13 protein-coding genes are annotated in these 18,215 nt (G+C 73.1%); 7 read left to right on the top strand and 6 right to left on the bottom strand.

Annotated elements, in window-relative coordinates; genetic code table 11:
• Nucleotides 1-5 precede the first annotated feature (5 nt).
• From BN1701_RS10735 to BN1701_RS37825, 3 genes are all read right to left on the bottom strand, one after another.
• Entirely contained in the window at nucleotides 6-2,912 is a 2,907-nt protein-coding gene (locus BN1701_RS10735; RefSeq protein ID WP_054047915.1) for a helix-turn-helix transcriptional regulator, read from the bottom strand.
• Nucleotides 2,913-2,985: 73 nt separating this feature from the next.
• Nucleotides 2,986-3,213: a hypothetical protein gene (locus tag BN1701_RS10730; protein WP_054047913.1), complete on the bottom strand. Its 228-nt coding sequence runs from the start codon at nucleotides 3,211-3,213 to the stop codon at nucleotides 2,986-2,988.
• 16 nt (nucleotides 3,214-3,229) lie between these two features.
• Nucleotides 3,230-6,925 carry a type 2 lanthipeptide synthetase LanM family protein gene (locus BN1701_RS37825; RefSeq protein ID WP_054047911.1) on the bottom strand — a complete coding sequence of 1,232 codons (3,696 nt, stop codon included), beginning with the start codon at nucleotides 6,923-6,925 and terminating at the stop codon, nucleotides 3,230-3,232.
• Between the two features lie 253 nt (nucleotides 6,926-7,178).
• Here BN1701_RS37825 and BN1701_RS10720 point away from each other — a divergent pair, with 253 nt between their 5' ends.
• From BN1701_RS10720 to BN1701_RS10710, 3 genes are read left to right on the top strand one after another with little or no spacing between them, the layout of a single operon-like run.
• A complete protein-coding gene (locus BN1701_RS10720) occupies nucleotides 7,179-7,796 on the top strand; it encodes a response regulator transcription factor (protein ID WP_054047909.1) in 618 nt (205 codons plus the stop codon).
• Entirely contained in the window at nucleotides 7,793-8,386 is a 594-nt protein-coding gene (locus BN1701_RS10715; protein WP_231949560.1) for a response regulator transcription factor, read from the top strand. Before BN1701_RS10720 ends, BN1701_RS10715 begins: the two co-directional genes overlap by 4 nt.
• A 10-nt stretch (nucleotides 8,387-8,396) precedes the next feature.
• A complete protein-coding gene (locus tag BN1701_RS10710) occupies nucleotides 8,397-9,038 on the top strand; it encodes a maleylpyruvate isomerase N-terminal domain-containing protein (RefSeq protein WP_054047907.1) in 642 nt (213 codons plus the stop codon).
• Between the two features lie 82 nt (nucleotides 9,039-9,120).
• Here the strand turns inward: BN1701_RS10710 and sbnB are convergent, their stop codons facing one another.
• From sbnB to BN1701_RS10695, 3 genes are read right to left on the bottom strand one after another with little or no spacing between them, the layout of a single operon-like run.
• Nucleotides 9,121-10,125 (bottom strand): 2,3-diaminopropionate biosynthesis protein SbnB, encoded by a 1,005-nt coding sequence (gene sbnB / locus BN1701_RS10705; RefSeq protein WP_054047905.1) that lies wholly within the window; start codon nucleotides 10,123-10,125, stop codon nucleotides 9,121-9,123.
• On the bottom strand, nucleotides 10,119-11,144 hold the full coding sequence (gene sbnA, locus BN1701_RS10700; RefSeq protein WP_054047903.1) for a 2,3-diaminopropionate biosynthesis protein SbnA: 1,026 nt from the start codon (nucleotides 11,142-11,144) through the stop codon (nucleotides 10,119-10,121). Before sbnA ends, sbnB begins: the two co-directional genes overlap by 7 nt.
• Nucleotides 11,144-11,362, bottom strand: coding sequence for an MbtH family NRPS accessory protein (locus BN1701_RS10695; RefSeq protein WP_054047902.1), 219 nt, complete (start codon nucleotides 11,360-11,362; stop codon nucleotides 11,144-11,146). The genes sbnA and BN1701_RS10695 overlap by 1 nt, the downstream gene beginning before the upstream one ends.
• A gap of 127 nt (nucleotides 11,363-11,489) precedes the next feature.
• On the opposite strand from BN1701_RS10695, the gene BN1701_RS10690 reads away from it, so the two are divergent.
• Genes BN1701_RS10690 through BN1701_RS10675 form a run of 4 tightly spaced genes read left to right on the top strand, consistent with a single transcriptional unit; the run spans nucleotide 11,490 to nucleotide 18,209 of the window.
• A complete protein-coding gene (locus BN1701_RS10690; protein WP_197672081.1) occupies nucleotides 11,490-14,765 on the top strand; it encodes a non-ribosomal peptide synthetase in 3,276 nt (1,091 codons plus the stop codon).
• Nucleotides 14,762-16,048 carry a diaminobutyrate--2-oxoglutarate transaminase gene (ectB, locus tag BN1701_RS10685; RefSeq protein WP_054047898.1) on the top strand — a complete coding sequence of 429 codons (1,287 nt, stop codon included), beginning with the start codon at nucleotides 14,762-14,764 and terminating at the stop codon, nucleotides 16,046-16,048. The genes BN1701_RS10690 and ectB overlap by 4 nt, the downstream gene beginning before the upstream one ends.
• A gap of 14 nt (nucleotides 16,049-16,062) precedes the next feature.
• A complete protein-coding gene (locus BN1701_RS10680; RefSeq protein ID WP_054047896.1) occupies nucleotides 16,063-16,986 on the top strand; it encodes an ornithine carbamoyltransferase in 924 nt (307 codons plus the stop codon).
• Nucleotides 16,983-18,209: an MFS transporter gene (locus BN1701_RS10675; RefSeq protein ID WP_054055764.1), complete on the top strand. Its 1,227-nt coding sequence runs from the start codon at nucleotides 16,983-16,985 to the stop codon at nucleotides 18,207-18,209. Before BN1701_RS10680 ends, BN1701_RS10675 begins: the two co-directional genes overlap by 4 nt.
• Nucleotides 18,210-18,215: the final 6 nt, after the last annotated feature.

Genomic DNA, 18,215 nt, shown 5'->3' with positions numbered 1-18,215 from the left:
CCTGTCTAGTCGGGGGTGCCTGCGATCTCGGCGGCGAATTCACCAAGGGCTATGCGGTTGGGCAGGCCGGTCTTGGTGATCAGGCTGGAGACGTGTCGTTCCACGGTTCTTGGCGACAGGTGCAGTCTGTCGCCGATCTCGCGGTTGCCCAGGCGGCCCACCAGCAGGGTCAGGATCTCGAACTCGCGGACGGTGACCCCGGCCGAACGCAGTTCCGCGGGGATGTCCTCGGCCCCTTCACGCCGTTGGGAGACGCGGGCACCCGCGCGGCGCAGGAGGGCTCGGCATGCGCCTGCCACGGCGGGGACCTCGGTGCGGTGGAAGTGGTCCTCCGCGGTGCGCAGCCAGCCGATCGGGTCGCCCCAGCCTGCGTCGATGGCGGGTTCGGCGACCAGGCGTAGGCCGAGGTGGTGGCTCATCGCATAGGGGGCGCCCGCGCGGATGGCGTCGTCGGCCGCGGCGGTGGCGTCGGGGAGTTTGCCCGCGCGGCCCAGGAGTATCGCTTGGGCGAAGAGGGTGAACTGGCGGTCCCAGCGCAGGGCGCACGCGGGGTTGGCCGTCACCTCCAGGAAGTCCGTCCAGTCCGCTTCGCCGCCGAGGACTCGCAGCAGCAGGTGCAGTCCGTGGCGACCGGATAGCGGGAACACGCTGCCGCCGGTGTCCTCGCTGGCCACGGCCCGGGTCAGGTCGGCCAAGGCGCGGGGGCGGTCTTCCTCCAGCAGTGCGCAGAAGGTGCCTGCCAGGCCGTAGACGCGGGGGGCGTGCAGGGCGGGGTCGCCCTGCCATTGGCGGAACTCGGCGATGGCGGCGTCCATGTCGCGGCGGTTGCCGCGGTGGGCGGCGAGTACGGCGGCGAGCAGGAGCACGTACTGGGTGGTCTCCACCAGTTTCAACCTGGTCGTGGCGGCCAGGACGCGGTCGATGGCGGCGCCCGCGGTGCCGTGGTCGCCGCGCAGGATGGTGTGCAGGGCGATGCTGGCCTCGGCCTGGTAGCGGGCGGTGACCGCGCCCGCTCGGGAGGCCTGGTCGCGGGCCCGTTCCAGGCGGTGCAGGCCGCCGTGGCGCAGGGCGTCGTCGTTGCCGAGGCGGATCAGGGCGTGGATCTCCCAGATCGGCAGGTTGTGGCGCACGGCCAGCGACCGGGCGCGTTCGAGGCAGGCGGTGGCCTCGGTGGGGTCGCGGTGGCGGGCGATGGCGCCGAGCAGCTGCCAGGCCTGGCAGGCGACCTCGGGCAGTGGCACGGCCTCGGCGACGGTGGCGGCCTGGCGGGCCAGGCGTTCGGCGGTGTCGAGTTGGTCGGGGCCGGGCACGTCGAGGGCCAGATGGGCGGCGACGACGTCGATCGGGGCGACGTCCTCGGCTGATGAGTCGTCACCGAGCAGGGCGCGGGCGGCCTCGACCTGGACCAGGCCGTCGGCGGTGTTGCCCGCGACGGTGGCCGCCCAGGCCAGGCGGGTGTGCAGGTCGGCGCGGCGGCGGGCGGTGAGGCCGCCGACCTGGTCGAGGGTCTCGACGGAGGCCAAGGCGCGTTCCATCAGGCCCGCTTCGGCCAGGGCCAGCACGAGTTGTTCGAGGGTGGTGGCGCGGGTGGCGGCGTCGGAGTGGGTGAGCAGGGTCCAGGCCCGGTCGAGCAGGGCGACCGCGGAGGTGGCCGCGCCCAGGGCCAGGGCGCGGCGTCCGACCTCGGCGAACAGCCTGCCCGCGGCGTCGTTGTCGCCGGCGTCGAGGCGCAGCGCGGCGGTCACCTCGCACCATTCGCCGGGCAGGCCGGGGTTGACGGTCTCCACGGCGTCGGCGACGGATCCGGCGAGGGTGGCGCGTTCGTCGGGGTCGAGTTGGGCGAGGACGGCTTCGCGGCCGAGCTGGTGGTGGAAGGTGTACCAGTCGGCGGTGTGTTCGTCGGGGGCGACGAGTTGGGCGGCGCCGTCGCCTTGCAGGAGGCTGAGCAGGTCGCGGTCGCTCATGGCGGTGACGTGCTGGACGACGCCGAGGGGGAACCGGGGGCCGAAGACCGCGGCGACGGACAGCAGCCGTTGGATGCGGGGGCCGAGTTGGGCGACGCGGCGGGCCAACGGCCGCGACAGCGCCGAGGTCATGGCCGCGCGCGAGTCCTGGGCGACCGACCAGGTGTCGCCGTCGCTGACCAGGACCGCGTCGTCGATCATCGTGGTGAGGAGTTCCTCGGCGATGAACGGGATGCCCGCGCTGCCCGCGAGCAGCAGGTCGACCGCGGCGGCGGGGATCTGGGCGGTGTCGATGTCCAGACAGGTCGCGGTCAGCCTGCGCAGGTCGTCGCGGGTGAGCCGGTCGAGGTCGATGACCGTGCAGCGGCCGCGTTGGGCCGCGGCGCGGGCCATGGTGAGCGCGGCGCTGTCCTGGTCGCGGATGGCGCCGAGCAGCAACGTGGGTTGCAGGTCGACGTTGTCGACCAGGTACTCGAGGACGGCCAGGGTCTCGGGGTCGGCGTCGTGCAGGTCGTCCAGGGTGATCAGGCAGCCGCGGTCGCGGCCGACGTGCCCGGTGAGCCGCAGCACGGCCTCGGCGAGCACGACGAGGGAGTCCCCACCCGCGGGCGGCTCACCCCAGCCGGGGACGAGCCTGCCCAGGATCGGGCCGTAGGGCCCGAGGTCGGCCGGGTCGACGGGATCGGCGCGCAGCAGGAACAGGATCGCCTCGGTGAGCGGCCGGAACGGGGCCATCGGGCCGATGGCGCTGGCCCGGCCGCGCATCAGCCCCATCCCGGCGGCGAACGCCGACTCGATGGCGGCCGCGGTGAGCCGTGACTTGCCGATGCCGCTCTCGCCGACGAGGAAGATCGTCCCACCCTGGCCCGCGCGGGCCGCCGTGAGCGCGCGCTCCACCGCCCTGATCTCGTTGTCGCGACCCACCAGGACTGTCGAACGGTGTCGCACGGTGCCGGATGCTACTGATCGGAATGGGGGCCGACCTACCACCGAACGATGGATTCGGCCTGCCCCGGTCCGATCACGCTGTGATGGTTGGGCAGCATGTGGTGCCCATGATGTTGGCGTCCTCGGCCCCGGCGACGGGGGAGCCGCCGACGAGGCTGGCGGCCATCAGCCCGATCGGGAGGGCGACCCTGGTCAGCGCGGCGGCGCGCACGCCGAAGACCACTGAGGGGAACAGTCGGAGCTTGCCGACCGGCTCGTCGACACCATGGGCGGAGTGCTGGCCTGACTGGTCGTTGGACACTGACTTGTCTCCTTCTTCACGGTGATGTGGGTGTGGGGTGCAGCAGCAGAGCGGACGGGACCTGGGTGGGGGCGGCCAGCCGCAGCATCGCGTAGCCGATCCCGGCCAGGCCGGTGAGCAGACCGGGCGTGGGCACGCCGCCGGGCACGCCGCAGCGCGGACCGTGTTTGCGCAGGACGTCGAGCACCAGCCCGCCGCGACGGCGCACGGCACGGGCCGCGGCGCCGCGGGGGGTGTCGGCGACGGCGGCACTGTCGGCGACGGCGGTGAGGACCTCGGTGATGCCGAGTTCGCCGTGGCACAGCGACAGGTCCAGCCGCACGGGCGCCGAGGCAAGGGCGTTGATGTCGGAGTCGGGGATGGGGCCGGGCAGGGCGGTGCGGGCCAGGAGCCTGCCCGCCAGGCCGTGGCACCAGCCTGCGGGCAGGTCGGGGGCGGGATCGGTGGCCAGGGCGTGCGCGGCGAGGCGGGTGCCCGCGGCGCGGTGGTGGTCGTCGGGGCCGAAGCGGTGCAGCGCCCAGGCGGCGCTGAGCGCGGCGGGGCCGGTGCGGTCGGCGAGGGAATCGCTGGTCGGGATCTCGGCGGACGGGGGCGTGGTGCTGGTGGTGGTCGAGGGGTCGACGTCGGGATGTTGGTTGGTCGCGGGACCTGGATCGGTGGGTGAGGACCCAGGGTCGGCGGTGACCGCGGGGCGGGCGTGATCGGAGGCGGGGGTCGTGGGTTGGGTGTGGTCGCCGTCGGTGGGGTTGCCGGAGTCGGTGCCGATGGGGGTTGGGAGGCGATGGTTCGTGGTGCTGGGGAGATCGCCGGTGACCGCGGTGGTGTGGACGCTGGTCTTGGCGACAGGTAGGACGCCTGCGGCGAGCGCTTCGAGGTGATTGGCCGGGATGCCGGGCAGGTCGCCAGCGGCGGCTGTGTCGGGGACGTGGTTGGTCGGGTGGTCGGGTGCGTCGCCTATGGCCACTGGGGCAAGGGGATGGTTCGCCGGGATGCCGGGCAGGTCGCCTATGGCGACTGTGCTGGGGAGGTGGTTGGCCGGGGTGCCAGGAGCGTCAGCTATGGCGACTGTGCCGGGCAGGTGGTTGGTCGGGCGGCCGGGTACGTCGCCTATCGCGACTGGGGCGTGGGGATGGTTCGCCGAGGTGTCGGGTAGGTGGCCTGCGGCGGCTGAGGTGCCCGGCAGGTTCGCCGAGGCGGTGGGGGACTGGATGGTGGGGTGTGGATCGGCGGGGTCGGCCTGAGTGGGCTTGTCGATGGCGGTCAGCAGGACCAGGCGGTCGGCGCAGGCGCGGGTGGCGGGGCCGGTGGGCACGCCCAGTTCGGCGTCGACGGCGGTGAGGGCGGCCAGGCAGCCGGAGAGGCCGGTGGTCCAGCCGATGTCGGTGGTGTCGGCGGCCGCGGCGGCGGCGAGGGTGGCGGCTTGGGTGGCGGGGGTGCGCAGGGTGGGGTCGTCGAGCAGGGCCGTGAGGCGGGCCAGGCCGTAGGCGATGCCGCCCAGGCCGTTCATGCCGCCGCAGCCGATGGCGGTGACCAGGTCGGGGCGGTCGGTGAGGGCCTCGACGAGGGCGGGGAGGTCGGCGATGGCGTGGCGGGCGAGGTCGGCGTAGCGGGTGATGCCGGTGGCGGCGGTGAGTTGGGCCAGGAACAGGGCTACGCCGAGGTGGCCGGTGCCCAGGGCCGCGCCCAGGGGCAGGACCAGCCATTGGTCGTCGACCGATTCCAGGCCGAGCCAGTTGACTCGGTCGCCCGCCGGGACGCCGCGGGCGACGAGTTGGTCGGCGACGGCGCAGGCGGCGGCGAGGAGGCCGTCGGGGTGCAGGGCGGCGGCGGACGCGGTGCCGGGGACGGGGTCGGCCGCGGGGTGGGCGGGGGTGCCGCCGCGGGTGGCGAGGGTGGCGGAGATGATCCATTCCTGGTCGCGGCGGTCGACTTCGCTGAGGTCGGCGATGGTGGCGCGGGCGGTGTCGACGCTGCTGCGGGGCAGGGGCACGGGCAGTCGGTGGCCGGTGGCGGTGCGCAGTTCGGTGCCGCCCGCGGTGCCGAGGAACAGGGGGATGTCGCCTGCCCACAGGTCGTTCAGTTCGTGGGTGGTGAGCTGGGCGAGGACGGGGTGGTGTTCGCGGCCCGCGCAGAGCACCGACAGGGCGCGGTCGCGGTCGAGGGCGTCGCGCAGGACGTCGGGGTGGGTGGTCTCGTCGAGCAGGGTGCTGTAGACCCAGGTGGGGCGGGTGACGACGCGGATCTCCAGGTCGGCGCAGGACTCGGCGAGTGCGGTGAACTCGGCGCGGTGGGCGGCGATGGCGTCGTAGGCGTGGCGGAAGCCGGTGAGCATGGCGGTCTCGTGGTCGCCGGGTTCGACGTCGGCGTCGTGCAGTCGGGGGCGGTTGCCTGCGCCCGCGATGTCGTAGCCGCGGCGGGTCAGGCGCATCCGGTCGGTGCCGGCGTCGAGCCAGTCGATGGTGCTGGCGGGGGCTCGGCCGCCGTATCCGCCGCCGAGGCCGGACAGGTCGGCGGCGCCTTCCTCACCGACGATGATGATCGGCAGCAGGGCGGTGCGGTGCACGGAGGCGGCCAGCGCGTCGGCGGCCGGGTCGCCGGTGCCGGTGATCGACAGGTTGGGGTGGAAGACGGTCTCGGTGTCGACGAGCACGGGGTGTTCGCCGTGGGCGATGACGTTCTCGTGGTGGACGTCGATGGCGCGCAGCGCGTGCAGCAGCGCCAGCAGGGCACCTTGTCTTCGGTAGAAGCGGTCGGCGGCGTCCTCGTCGGGCAGCGGCTGGGCCGTGACGTACTCCGACCAGCCGTAGCCGGTGCGGGTAAGCACGCGTGGCACGCGGGGGGCCAGGCCGGGGGCGGCGGTGTCGAGCACGGTGAGGAATTCGGCGAGGCGTTGCTGGGTGGCGCAGTCGCGGGGTTTGTAGACCAGGCGGGTGCCGTCGGCGAAGTCGACGAAGGCCACGGTGCGGCCGCCGCCGTGGGGGTCGCCTTGGCCGAGGGCCACGGTGGTGAGTGGGCCGGGGTCGGTGCCGTCGAGCAGGGTGGCGACCAGGTCGGCGCGGTCGGCGGCCAGGCGGGTGAGCAGCTCGGTGGCGCTCTCGGCGGTGGTGGTCGCGGTCTGGGCGAGGACGCGGGCCAGCACGGGGTAGGCGGCGAGCAGTTCGCCCAGGTGTTTGGGTTCGGTGAGGCGGCGGGTGAAGTGGTGGAAGCGGGCGCGGCTGTCGGCGCCGGTGAGGGTGCCTTCGGCGCGGTGCCGGTGCAGTTCGCTGACCAGGGCGCGCGCGGACTGGGCGACGAGTTTGTCGGTGAGGGTGGCGGCGAGCGCGGCGCGGACGGTGTCGGCGGTGTCGGCGGGCAGGTGGCCGCAGGCGAGGGTGACGAAGGGCCGCAGGATCCGGCCGAACGCGGCCTGCCACGGGCTGTCGACGTCGGCGGTGTCGGTGTCGGTGTCGACTGGTTCGGCGGCGCGCACGGCGGCCTCGACGGTGTCGGCCCAGCGGGGTCGGGGCACCCTGGCGGCCAGTCGCGCGGGGGACTCGGCGCGCAGCGCGTGGTCGGTGAGCAGCCCTAAGTCGGCCAGCCGCAGGGCGTAGGCCGGGTCGGTCTCCGGCGGCGCGGTCGCGGCGGACGGGGCGGGCAGCCGTTCGTGCGTCGCCAGTCCCGGGGCCCACCAGGTGGGGTCCGGGAGCGCTGCTGCGGGGGTGGCTGGGCTCACGGCACTGACGTTGCCAGAACGACCCCGTGGGGGTCATGAGTGCGGCACACCCACATTTGGGTATGCGCCCCGCACGGGTAGGGGCAGGTGCTCCACCTGCGGGGCGAGGGTGTCGGGCATGCGGCGGGGACGGGCAGGTGGGCGGGTTCGCCGTGGCGCGGGGGAAATGTGGGGGACCGGACCCGATGCGCGGGCGGGTCCGCGGCGCGCAGGCTGCGTGCCGAGAGGTTCCGCTGCTGAACGGGGAGGACCGATGGGAGAGCCGGTACGAGTCGATGTCGTCGCGCTGGATCCGCTGTTGGAGGCGGGAGTGACCAGTGCCCTGCATGGCTGTCCGGACGTCGAGGTGGCGCGGGTGGGTGAACCCGCCGCGGTCACCGTGGTGATCGTCGACGGCGTCGGCCACGACGTGCTCGACCTGGTGCGGTCGATCCGCGCCCGGGAGCCTCGACCCGAGGTGGTGCTGGTGGCCACCGACCTGGCGGCCGCGGAGGCTTTGCACGTGATCGCGGTGGGCGCTCGTGGGCTGCTGCGCAGGCGGGAGGCCAGCGCGGCCCGGTTGGCGCGCACGGTGTTGGCCGCGGCCGCCGGTGACTGCACGGTGCCGCCCGACATGCTCGACCGGCTCCTGGAGCACAGCGCCGACCCGCTGTCGGCGACCCGCGCCGAGTGGACCGGGCCGGGCCTGAGCGACCGGGAGCGCGCGGTGCTGGCGCTGGTCGCCGACGGCCACGAGACCGGGGAGATCGCCAAGGAGCTGTCCTACTCGACGCGGACCGTGGCGGGCGTGGTGCACGACATCACCCACCGGTTCCGGTTGCGCAACCGCGCCCACGCGGTGGCCTACGCGCTGCGGGCGGGTCTGCTGTGACCGCCGCGCTGAGGGTCCATGTGACCGCGGCCGACCCGACGGTGCGTGACGGCATGTTGGCGCTGCTGGCGGGCGCGGGCATCGACACCGCCGAGTTCGACCCCGACGCCGACATGGTGGTGGTCGCCGCCGCCGAGACCGTCGACGAGGCGCTGGCGGGCTGCGTGCCCGGCGAATACCCCAAGGTCGTCGTGGCGGACTCGTTCTGCCCGTCCGGGGCGCTGCGCGCGGTGCGGTCGGGGGCGCGGGCGATGGTGTCGACCGGGTCGACGCCCGACCAGTTGTCCGCCGCCGTGCACTCCGCGCGCCACGGCGACGGGCGCATCCCGCATGACGTGCTGGTGCGGCTGCTCGGCGGGCCTGAGGAACGCCCGGCGCCCACCAAGGCCGCGGTCCCCTCGACGCTGACGCCGCGGCAGACCGCGGTGCTGACCTTGATGGCCGAGGGCCACGCCAACGCCGCGATCGCCGCGACGCTGTCGTGCTCGGAGCACACGGTGAAGAACGTGATCTACGACCTGATGGCCCGCCTGCACGTGCGCAACCGGGCGCACGCGGTGGCCAAGGCGGTCCGAATGGGACTCATATAAGGTCGAGTCCATGCCTGTGCGGTCCCGTGTCCCCGTCACCGCCGATGATGTCGATTCCGCTGTGCGCTTGGCCGTCGATTCGCTGGGGGCGGTGACGGACGCCGACTGGGACGCGGGCGCGGGCACGTTGGAGTGGACGTGCCGGGAGACCGTGGAGCACCTGGCCGACGACTTGTTCTTCTACGCCGCGCAGATCGGGCCGCGGCGTCGGCCCGCGACCGCGGCGGTGCCGTTCGCGTTCACCGTCAAGCGCCCCGGCGGGCCGCTGAATCTCGTCTTCGCCGCTCCCGAGGCGGGCAACGAGGACCTGTTGCAGGTCGTGGAGACCTGCGGGGCGCTGCTGACGGCCATGACGCGTACCACGCCGCCGGACGTCCGCGCCTACCACGTCTACGGTGTCTCCGACCCAGAAGGCTTCGCCGCCATGGGGATCGTCGAGACCCTCGTGCACCTGCACGACCTGGGCCAGACCCTGGGTTTCCCCGTCGAGCCGCCCGCCGAGCTGTGTGACCGGGTGCTGCGGCGGCTCTTCCGTAACGCCCCGACCGACACCGACCGGTGGGCGACGCTGCTGTGGGCGTGCGGTCGGGCACCGCTGGGTGAGCGGCCGCGGCAGGCGCAGTGGCGCTGGGACGGCACCCCACTGGACTAAGTGGACAGACGAAGCTGGACTAAGTGGACACAAGAAATCGGGACAGGAGTCGTTCTCCTGTCCCGATTTCTGTGTAGCGGGCTTACCGGGCGGCCGCCGGGATCGCCGACGGCAGGAAGTCCGGCAGCTCGACGCCCAGGCCCGCGGCCCGCGCGTGGGTCATCACCAGGTCGGCCACCGCCAGGTCCAGCACGCCGAGGCCGAACGGGGAGAACAGGGTCGTCTTCACCGGGTCGCGGGGATGTTCGGTGTCGGTGAGCAGCAGGTCGCCCAGGGCGGCGTGGATGAAGTCGCGGTGGCCAAGGTGCTGCTCGGCCAGGTGCGGTGAGGTCGCCGCGCGGCACACGTGGTCGGGGTCGTCGACGACGTTGACCGACGACAGGACACCGTCGATGGTGACGTCGCGCAGCGACACGTGCAGCACCAGGGTGCCGGGGCGGCACTCGGCCAGGTCGGTGTAGGGGACCGCGGCGGTCGTGGCGACGCTGACCAGGCCGTGCGCGGCCAGCGCGGCGGGCAGGCCATCGGCGATGGTGACCGCCAGGTCCGGGTCGCAGCGGCGGGCGAACTCCGCGGCCCGGTCACGGTCCAGGTCGTGCAGCGTGACCTCGGTGATCGTGGGGTACACCACCCGCAGGAACCTTAGCACCTCGAAGTTGATCACCCCGCAGCCGATGAGGGACACCCCGGTGTCGGGGGTGGCCGGTCGCAGGGTCGCCGCGGCCACCGCGGCACTGGCCGCGGTGCGGCGCGCGGAGATCGTGGAGCCCTCGATGAGCGCCACCGGGTGCCCGTTGTCCATCGAGTTGAGGATGATCGCCGCCGACGCCCGCTCCAGGCCATCGGCCACGTTGCCGGGAAACGAGGCGATCCACTTCATGCCCGCCACCGCGTTGTCGCCGCCGAGGAACGCGGGCAGTCCGATGATGCGGTTGCGCGTGTCCTGCGGGAACCGCAGGAACACCGAGTGCGGCAGCGCCGTGGCGCCGCGCGCGTGCTGCTGGTAGGCACGCCGCACCGCGGCGAGCACCTCGAGTTCGCGGCCGTCGAGCACCTGCCGGACCGCGTCGTTGCCGACGATCAGCACAAGGCCACCTCCACGGCGTTGTCCACCGTCTCGTCCTTCCAGAGTTCGGTGACGTCGCCGAAGTGGGCCGCGACCCAGGCGTCGTCGTAGATCGTGTCCAGGTATCGGGTTCCGGTGTCGGCCAGGATCACCGCGCAGGTGGCGCCGTCGGGGATGCGGTCGCGCAGCCGCAGCAGCGCGCTGATCACCGCCCCCGACGAGCCGCCCGCCAGGATCGCCTCCCGGTTGGCCAGCCTGCGGCAGCCCACCACACAGTCCAGGTCGCTGACGTGGACCACCTCGTCGGCCAGCCCGGCGGTGTAGAGGCCCGGGCGCATCGCCGCGCCGTGGCCGGGGATCAGGCGCCTGCCCACCGGCTGGTGGAAGATCGCGCTGCACTCGGCGTCGACCGCGACGATCCGCGTCGGCAGCCCGATCTCGCGGGCGTAGTCGGCGCAGCCGCGCAGCGTGCCGCACGAGCTGGTGGTGCACAGCAGATAGTCCAGCCTGCCGTCGAGCGCGTCGACGATCTCGCGCATCGTGGTGCGGTGCGCCCACGCGTTGCGCGGGTTGGCGTACTGGTTGGGCCAGTACGCGTTGGGCAGGGTCGCCACCAGCTGCCGCACCCGGCGGATCCGGGTCGGCAGGTACTCGCCGGTGGCCGGGTCCTTGTCGGTGACGGTGTGCACGTCGGCGCCGTAGGCGCGCATGATCGCGATGTTCTGCGTGTTGGTGCGCGGGTCGACCACGCAGATGAACCGCACGTCGAAGTAGCGGCACGCCTGCGCCAGGCCGATGCCGAGGTTGCCGGAACTGGACTCGACCACGGTGGACCGGCCGGGGATCACCGTGCCGGTCTCGATGGCGTCGGTCAGCATGGCGTGCGCCGACCGGTCCTTGATGCTGCCGCCGGGATTGCCCGCCTCCAGCTTGGCGAAAGCGCGGAAGCCGCCGCCGGGCACCAGCTTGGTGAGTTCCACCAGCGGGGTGGCGCCGACGGCGGACAGCACCCCGGCGCCCGCGTTGGGATAGCCGCCCATCAGGCCGATTCGCCCACTTGCGCCATCCGCTCGCGCAGGCTCCGCGGGCGCATGTCCGTCCACACCAGACCGATGTGGTCCAGGCAGTGCTGCTTGGGGCCTTCGGTGCCCTCCGCGTGCCAGCCCGATGGCAGCTCGCGGTCGGCGGGCCAGATCGAGTACTGCTCCTCGTCGTTGCGCACGACGCGGAAAACGCCCTCGTCGGTGTTGTCGGTCATCGCTGGTCCTCCCGCGTCGGGATGTGGTCGGCGTGGTTCGTCGCCGAGCGTGCCCGCCGCGGCGGTGGTGGCCGTAGAGACAAACGCGCAGGAGGACCCGCGCTCGACGGCTGCCGCTCCTTCTCTGGTGGCACACCGGGTTCGCGCAGCACTGTTCGACTACGACCCGCGGCCGCCGCCGTGGTCGCCGATGGCGTGGAGGTGCGCGGTGCCCGGTGGTGACAGCCAGAACGCGACGGTGAGCACGGTGCGCGCGGCGTCGTTCTCCCAGCAGCGGCTGTGGTTCCTCGACCAGCTGCGGCCCGGTTCGTCGGACTACCTGCTGCCGATGGCGCTGCGGGTGCTCGGCGGGCTCGACGTGGGCGCGCTGACGAAGGCGTTCGCCGCGGTCGTGGATCGCCACGAGATCCTGCGCACCCGCTATGTCGCCGCCGACGGCGACCCGATTCAGCACATCGACGCGCGGGTCGACACCGAACTTCGGATGATCGACGTCACCGGGCTCGCCGCCGCCGAACGTGACCAGCGGGTGCCCGCGCTGATCAAGGATGAGTTGGCGACCCCGTTCGACCTGGCCGGGGAGGCGCCGCTGCGGCTGGCGCTGGCCCGCTTCGCCGACGACGACCACCTGCTGCTGGTCACCGTGCACCACATCGCCTTCGACGGCTGGTCCTGGGGTGTGCTCGGCCGGGAGTTGGCCGCCGGGTACCGCGAACACACCGGCGGCGCGCCCGCCGACCTTCCCGCACTGCCCAAGCAGTACGGCGACTTCGCCGACTGGCAGCGCGACCTGCTCAGCGGCCCCCGCCTGACCCGGCAGCTGGACTACTGGCGCGACCGGCTCACCGGGATCGAGCCGCTGCGGCTGCCCACCGACCTGCCTCGGCCGCCGCAGTGGGACGGCGCGGGCGACGTCGTGCGGTTCGACCTGCCCGCCGACCTCGTCGCCGCCGCCGACGCTCTCGCCAGGGGCGCGGGCTCCACCCGCTACATGGTGTTGCTCGCCGCGTTCAAGACGCTGCTGGCCCGCTACACCGGGCAGACCGACCTCGCCGTGGGCACGCCGGTCGCCGGGCGTGGGCGCACCGACCTCGAAGGCATGATCGGGCTGTTCGTCAACACCCTCGTGCTGCGCACCGACCTGTCCGGCACGTCGACGTTCCGGTCGCTGATCCACCGGGTGCGCGACACCACGCTGTCGGCGTTCAGCGGCGCCGACGCGCCGTTCGAGCGGATCGTCACCGAACTCACCCCAGAACGGGACCTGTCGCGCAACCCGCTGTTCCAGGTGTCGTTCTCGCTGCTCAACGCCGTCGGCGCGCAGATCACCCTGCCCGGCCTGGACGTCGAGCTGATCGAGACCCCGTTGACCGGGTCACCGTTCGACCTGACCCTGGACCTCAAGACGTTCCCCGGCGGCCGGGTCGGCGCGCGCCTGCAGTACGCGACCGCGCTGTTCGACCGGGCCACCATCGACCAGATCGGCCACGCCTACCTCGACGTCCTGCGCGCCGCCCTGTACGACCCCGACGCCACCGTCGCGGACCTGGGCGCGCGGGCAAAACTGTTGCCCGCCAAGGAAAAAGTCCGCCTTCTCGCCTACGGGACCGGCCCGGTCGATGAGGTGGGCGACGAGACCGTGACCGAGCTGATCGACCGGCAGGCACTGTCCACACCGGACGCGTTGGCGGTCGCGTGTGGACAGGACAAGCTCACCTACGCCGAACTCGTCGCCAAGGCCGACCGGCTCGCTCGGCACCTGCGCGCCCACGGGGTCGGTCTCGGGTCGGTGGTCGGCGTGCACCTCGACCGCGGCGTCGAGCTGCTCGTCACCTTCCTGGCCGTGCTCAAGTCCGGTGCCGCGTATCTGCCGCTGGATCCCGTGCAGCCCGTGGGCCGCCTGGCCGCCATGGCCGCCGACGCGGGCGTGCGCGTGGTCGTCACCGAGACCGCGCTGGACGCGAAGATCACCGACACGTCCATCCTGGTCGACCGCGACCAGATCGACGCCGACACCGGGAGCCTCGACCAGGTCGCCGGTCCCGACGACCTGGCCTACGTCATCTACACCTCCGGCTCCACCGGCGCCCCCAAGGGCGTGATGATCCACCACCGCGGCCTGGTCAACTTCGTGCTCGCCATGCTCGACCGGCCCGGTCTGCGCGCGGGCCAGGCCGTGATCGGGCTGACCACGATGTCGTTCGACCCGTCGGTGCTGGAGCTGTATGTTCCGCTGCTCGTCGGCGCGCACGTCGTGCTGGCCGACACCGAGGAAGCGCGCGACCCGCAGCGCATGGCCGCCCTGATCGAACGCACCGACCCGGTCATCGTGCAGGCCACCCCGACCACCCTGCGGATGCTGCTCGACGTCGGCTGGACCCCGCCGGCGCGGCTGACCGTGCTGTGCGGCGGGGAGAAGATGACCGCCGAGCTCATCGGCAGACTCACCGCCGACGGCGCCCCCGTCTGGGACCTCTACGGGCCCACCGAGACCACCGTGTGGGCCACCACCGCCCGCGTCGGCGGCGACTGGGCCGCGGCGACCAACTACACCGTCCACATCCTGGACCCTCACCTCGACCCCGTGCCCGACCTGGCCGTCGGCGAGATCCACGTCGGCGGCGTGGGCGTCGCCTTCGGCTACCTGGGCAAGCCCGGGCTCACCGCGGCGGCGTTCGTGCCCGACCCGTACGGGCCGCCGGGGTCGCGCCGATACCGCACCGGGGACCTCGCGCGCCGCCACCCCGACGGCACCGTGGAGATCCTGGGCCGGGGCGATCACCAGGTGAAGATCCGCGGCCATCGCATCGAGCTCGGCGAGATCGAGAACGCGCTGCTGGGCCACCCCGCCATCCGCGCCGCCGTCGTGCACCCCGCCCCCGCCGACACCGGTGACCTGCGCCTGACCGGCTACCTCATCGCGCACACCCAGGCGCCCAGCCCCGAGGAGCTGCGCGAGTTCCTGCTGGCCACCCTGCCCGACTACATGGCCCCCGAGGGCTACGTCGTCCTCGACGCCTACCCGTTGACCTCCTCAGGCAAGGTCGACCGCAAAGCCCTGCCGATCCCCGAGGCCCGCCCCGCCGCCGCTGCGTTCGTCGAACCCCGCTCCACCGACGAACGCGTCGTCGCCGGGGTGTGGCAGGAGGTCCTGGGCGGGCCCGAGGTCGGCGCCCACGAGAACTTCTTCGACATCGGCGGGCACTCGCTGCTCGCCACCCGGGTCGCCGTGCGGCTGCGCGCGGCGTTCGGGATCGACGTGCCGGTGCGCGCGCTGTTCGACCACAGCACCGTCGCCGCGCTCGCCGCCGCACTGCCCGACTACCCGCGGGTGACCGAGCGGAGCGCGATACCCGCGCTCACCGGCAGGCGCCGCGGCCACCGCCGAGAGGACGCCCGATGACCATCGCCCCCCACCGGATCGACACCCCGCGCACGACCGAGTTCGGCGTGTTCGAGGACTACGAGTCCGAGGTCCGCAGCTACTGCCGCAAATTCCCCGTCGTGTTCAACCGGGCCAAAGGCGCCGAGCTGTTCGCCGAGGACGGCCGCCGGTTCATCGACTTCTTCTGCGGCGCCGGATCGCTGAACTACGGCCACAACAACGAGTTCATCAAAGCCCGGCTCACCGACTACCTCGCCGCCGACGGCATCGTCCACGGCCTGGACATGTACACCGTGGCCAAACGCGAGTTCCTCGGCCGTTTCGCCGAGACCGTGCTGCGGCCCCGCGAACTCGACTACAAGGTCCAGTTCTGCGGGCCCACCGGCACCGACGCCGTGGAGGCCGCGCTCAAACTCGCCCGCAAAGCCACGGGCAGGCGCGGGGTCATCGCGTTCACCGGCGCCTACCACGGGATGTCGCGCGGGTCGCTGGGTGTCACCGGCAGCAGGCGCGCGCGCCGCGCGGGCGGGGTCAGCGGCGGCGAGGTGACGTTCGTGCCCTACGAGGACGGCCCGCTCGGCGGGTTCGACTCCGTTGGCCTGATCGACCGGCTGCTGGCCGACCCGTCGTCGGGGGTCGAGCTGCCCGCCGCGGTGATCGTCGAACCCATGCAGATGGAAGGCGGGGTCTACCCGGCGTCGGGGGACTGGCTGCGGTCGCTGCGCGCGGTCACCGACAAGTACGGGGTGCTGCTGATCGTCGACGAGATCCAGGCAGGCTGTGGGCGCACCGGCACGTTCTTCTGCTTCGAGCAGGCCGGGATCGTGCCCGACATCGTCACCGTGTCCAAGTCCATCGGCGGCTACGGGCTGCCGCTGTCGCTGGCGCTGTTCCGCCGTGAGCTCGACGTGTGGGAGCCAGGCGAGCACACCGGCACCTTCCGCGGCAACCAACTCGCCTTCGTCGCCGCCGCCGCGGCGTGCGACCTGTGGGGGCAGACGAAGTTCCGCACCGACCTGGCCGTGGGCGCGCGCAGGCTCGACCGGTTCCGCGCCGAGGTCAGCGCCGCCCACCCGGACGTCGACACCCGCGGCCGCGGCATGGCCATCGGGATCGACCTTGCCCGAGCGGGCGGACCTGAGCGCGCCGACCGGATCCAGCGCCACGCCTTCGACCACGGCGTGATCGTGGAACTGTGCGGCCGCCACGACGAGGTCGTGAAGATCCTGCCGCCGCTGACCATCGACATCCCCCGCCTCGACAGCGGACTCGACGTGCTGCGCGCCGCGTTGCGCGCCTGACCCAAGGAGCAGCGATGACCCGGCGCCACCTGATCTCCGTCGACGACCTCGGCGACGACGACCTGCACTGGATCGTGCGCCGCGGCGCCGAGTTCGCCGCGGGCCGCCACACGGGCGAGGAACCCCTGCGCGATGACGTCGTGGGCATCCTGTTCCGCAAGACCTCCACCCGCACCCGCACCGCGTTCGCCGCGGGCGCGCTGCGGCTGGGCGCGCGGATCGTCACCTACGGGCCCGACGACCTGCAGGAGAACACCGGCGAGACCGTCGAGGACACCGCCGCGGTGCTCTCCGGCATGCTCGACGTGCTCGTGGCCCGCACCGCGGGACCCGAGGCCGAGTTGCGCGCCTACGCCGCGCAGCACCGCATGGCGGTGATCAACGCGATGAGCGCCGAGGAACACCCCACCCAGGCCCTGGCCGACCTGAGCACCCTGACCACCCGGTTCGGCAGGCTCGACGGGCTGCGCGTGCTGTATGTGGGGGAGGGCAACAACACCGCCTCCGCGCTGACCCTGGCCCTGTCGCGCTACCACGACACCCAGCTGCACCTGCGGACCCCGCCCGGCTACGGCGTGGCCCAGCGCTACCTGGACCGGGCGGCGATCAACGCCAAGCGCACGGGCGCGGTCGTCGAGCAGCGCCACGACGCCGATGACCTGCCCGAGGTCGACGTCGTCTACACGACCCGCTGGCAGACCACCGGCACCGTCAAGCCCACCCCGGACTGGCGGACGAGTTTCGCGCCGTTCCAAGTGGACACCGCGATGATGGCGGCCTGCCCGGGGGCGGTCTTCATGCACGACCTGCCCGCCCACCGCGGCGAGGAGGTCACCGCCGAGGTCCTCGACGGGCCGTCGAGCATCGCCTTCGAGCAAGCCGAGCACAAGTACCACAGCGCGCGGGCCGTACTGCAGTGGTGCGCGGGGCGATCATGACCCGCGGGCTGACCGCGGTGTTCGCCGCGGGCGGGGTGTCGGCGTTCGGCACCCAGATGACCATGCTGGCGCTGCCGTGGCTGGTGCTGGAGACCTCCGGGTCGGCCACCCGCGCCGGGCTGGTCTTCGCCGTGCAGGTGCTGCCGATCGCGCTGCTGGGGTTCCTCGGCGGTGAGGTCATGCAGCGCCACGGCGCGCACCGCACCATGGTCGTCGGTGACGCCGCGCGTGGGCCGCTGGTCGCGCTCGTGCCGATCCTGCACGGGCTGGACCTGCTGACCCTGCCGGTCCTGCTGGTGATCGTCGCCCTGCTCGGGGTGTTCGGCGTGCCCTACTACGCCGCGCAGCGCGTGCTGGCCGTCGACCTGATCGGCGCCGACCCGAAAGCGCTGACCAGGGCCAACGGGATCATGGAGGGCACCGCCAACGTCTCGGCGTTCGCCGGGCCCGCCGCCGCGGGCGCGCTGATCGCGGCCGTGGGCGCCGAGCAGGTCCTGTGGATCGACGCGGCCAGCTACGCGGTCTCCGCGCTGCTACTGCAAGTGGTCCCCAAGGCGAACCGGGTCGCGCGCGGCAAAGCGGGTGGACCCCCCGGTGTCCTGGCCGGGCTGCGGCACCTGCGCGCCGACGCGTTCCTCGGGCAGACCATGGTCTCCACCATCACCTTCGGCTTCCTGCTGCGGGTGCTGGCCATCGCGCTGCCGCTGCTGGCCTTCGCCCGCTTCGACGGCGACGCCGCCCTCGGCGGGCTGCTGGTGGCCAGTTCCGGGGCGGGCGCGCTCGCCGGATCCGTGCTGACCTACGCGCTGTCGAGCCGGGTCGAACCGCGGCGGCTGCTGACCTGGTCGGCGGTGCTGCTCGCGGCGCCGCTGTGGCTGCTGGTGCTGCCCGCGCCCGTGCCGGTGCTCATGGCCGGGGTGGCGCTCTCGGCGGCGGCGGTGCCGCTGTCCAACGCGCCCTACTTCGGCATCCTCACCGCCCGCGTGCCCGACGACCACCGGCCCAAGGTGCTGCAGAGCGTGATCACCCTGAGCAGTGTCGCCGGACCATTGGGATTCCTCAGCGCCGGACTGCTCACCGACGGGCTCGGCGTTCGGGCCACCCTGCTCGCCGTCGCCGCGCTGGCCACCCTGGCCGCCGCCAACATCCTGCACGCGCTCACCCGCCTTGAGCCCGCGTCCACACAGGACATGAAGATCCCGATCACGTCGAAGGGGAGGTAGGGCGCG

The organism is Alloactinosynnema sp. L-07 (genome assembly GCF_900070365.1).
Lineage (GTDB): Bacteria > Actinomycetota > Actinomycetes > Mycobacteriales > Pseudonocardiaceae > Actinokineospora.
The sequence above is the reverse complement of the archived record's forward strand: the minus strand, read 5'-3'. Positions and strand labels throughout refer to the sequence as shown.

Excerpts from the sequence above, each read along its gene's own strand:
- BN1701_RS10710 (WP_054047907.1), top strand. The coding sequence starts at position 8,397 with ATGCCTGTGCGGTCCCGTGTCCCCGTCACCGCCGATGATGTCGATTCC.
- BN1701_RS10675 (WP_054055764.1), top strand. The coding sequence starts at position 16,983 with ATGACCCGCGGGCTGACCGCGGTGTTCGCCGCGGGCGGGGTGTCGGCG.
- sbnA (WP_054047903.1), bottom strand. The coding sequence starts at position 11,144 with ATGGGCGGCTATCCCAACGCGGGCGCCGGGGTGCTGTCCGCCGTCGGC.
- BN1701_RS10695 (WP_054047902.1), bottom strand. The coding sequence starts at position 11,362 with ATGACCGACAACACCGACGAGGGCGTTTTCCGCGTCGTGCGCAACGAC.
- BN1701_RS10680 (WP_054047896.1), top strand. The coding sequence starts at position 16,063 with ATGACCCGGCGCCACCTGATCTCCGTCGACGACCTCGGCGACGACGAC.
- BN1701_RS10720 (WP_054047909.1), top strand. The coding sequence starts at position 7,179 with ATGGGAGAGCCGGTACGAGTCGATGTCGTCGCGCTGGATCCGCTGTTG.
- ectB (WP_054047898.1), top strand. The coding sequence starts at position 14,762 with ATGACCATCGCCCCCCACCGGATCGACACCCCGCGCACGACCGAGTTC.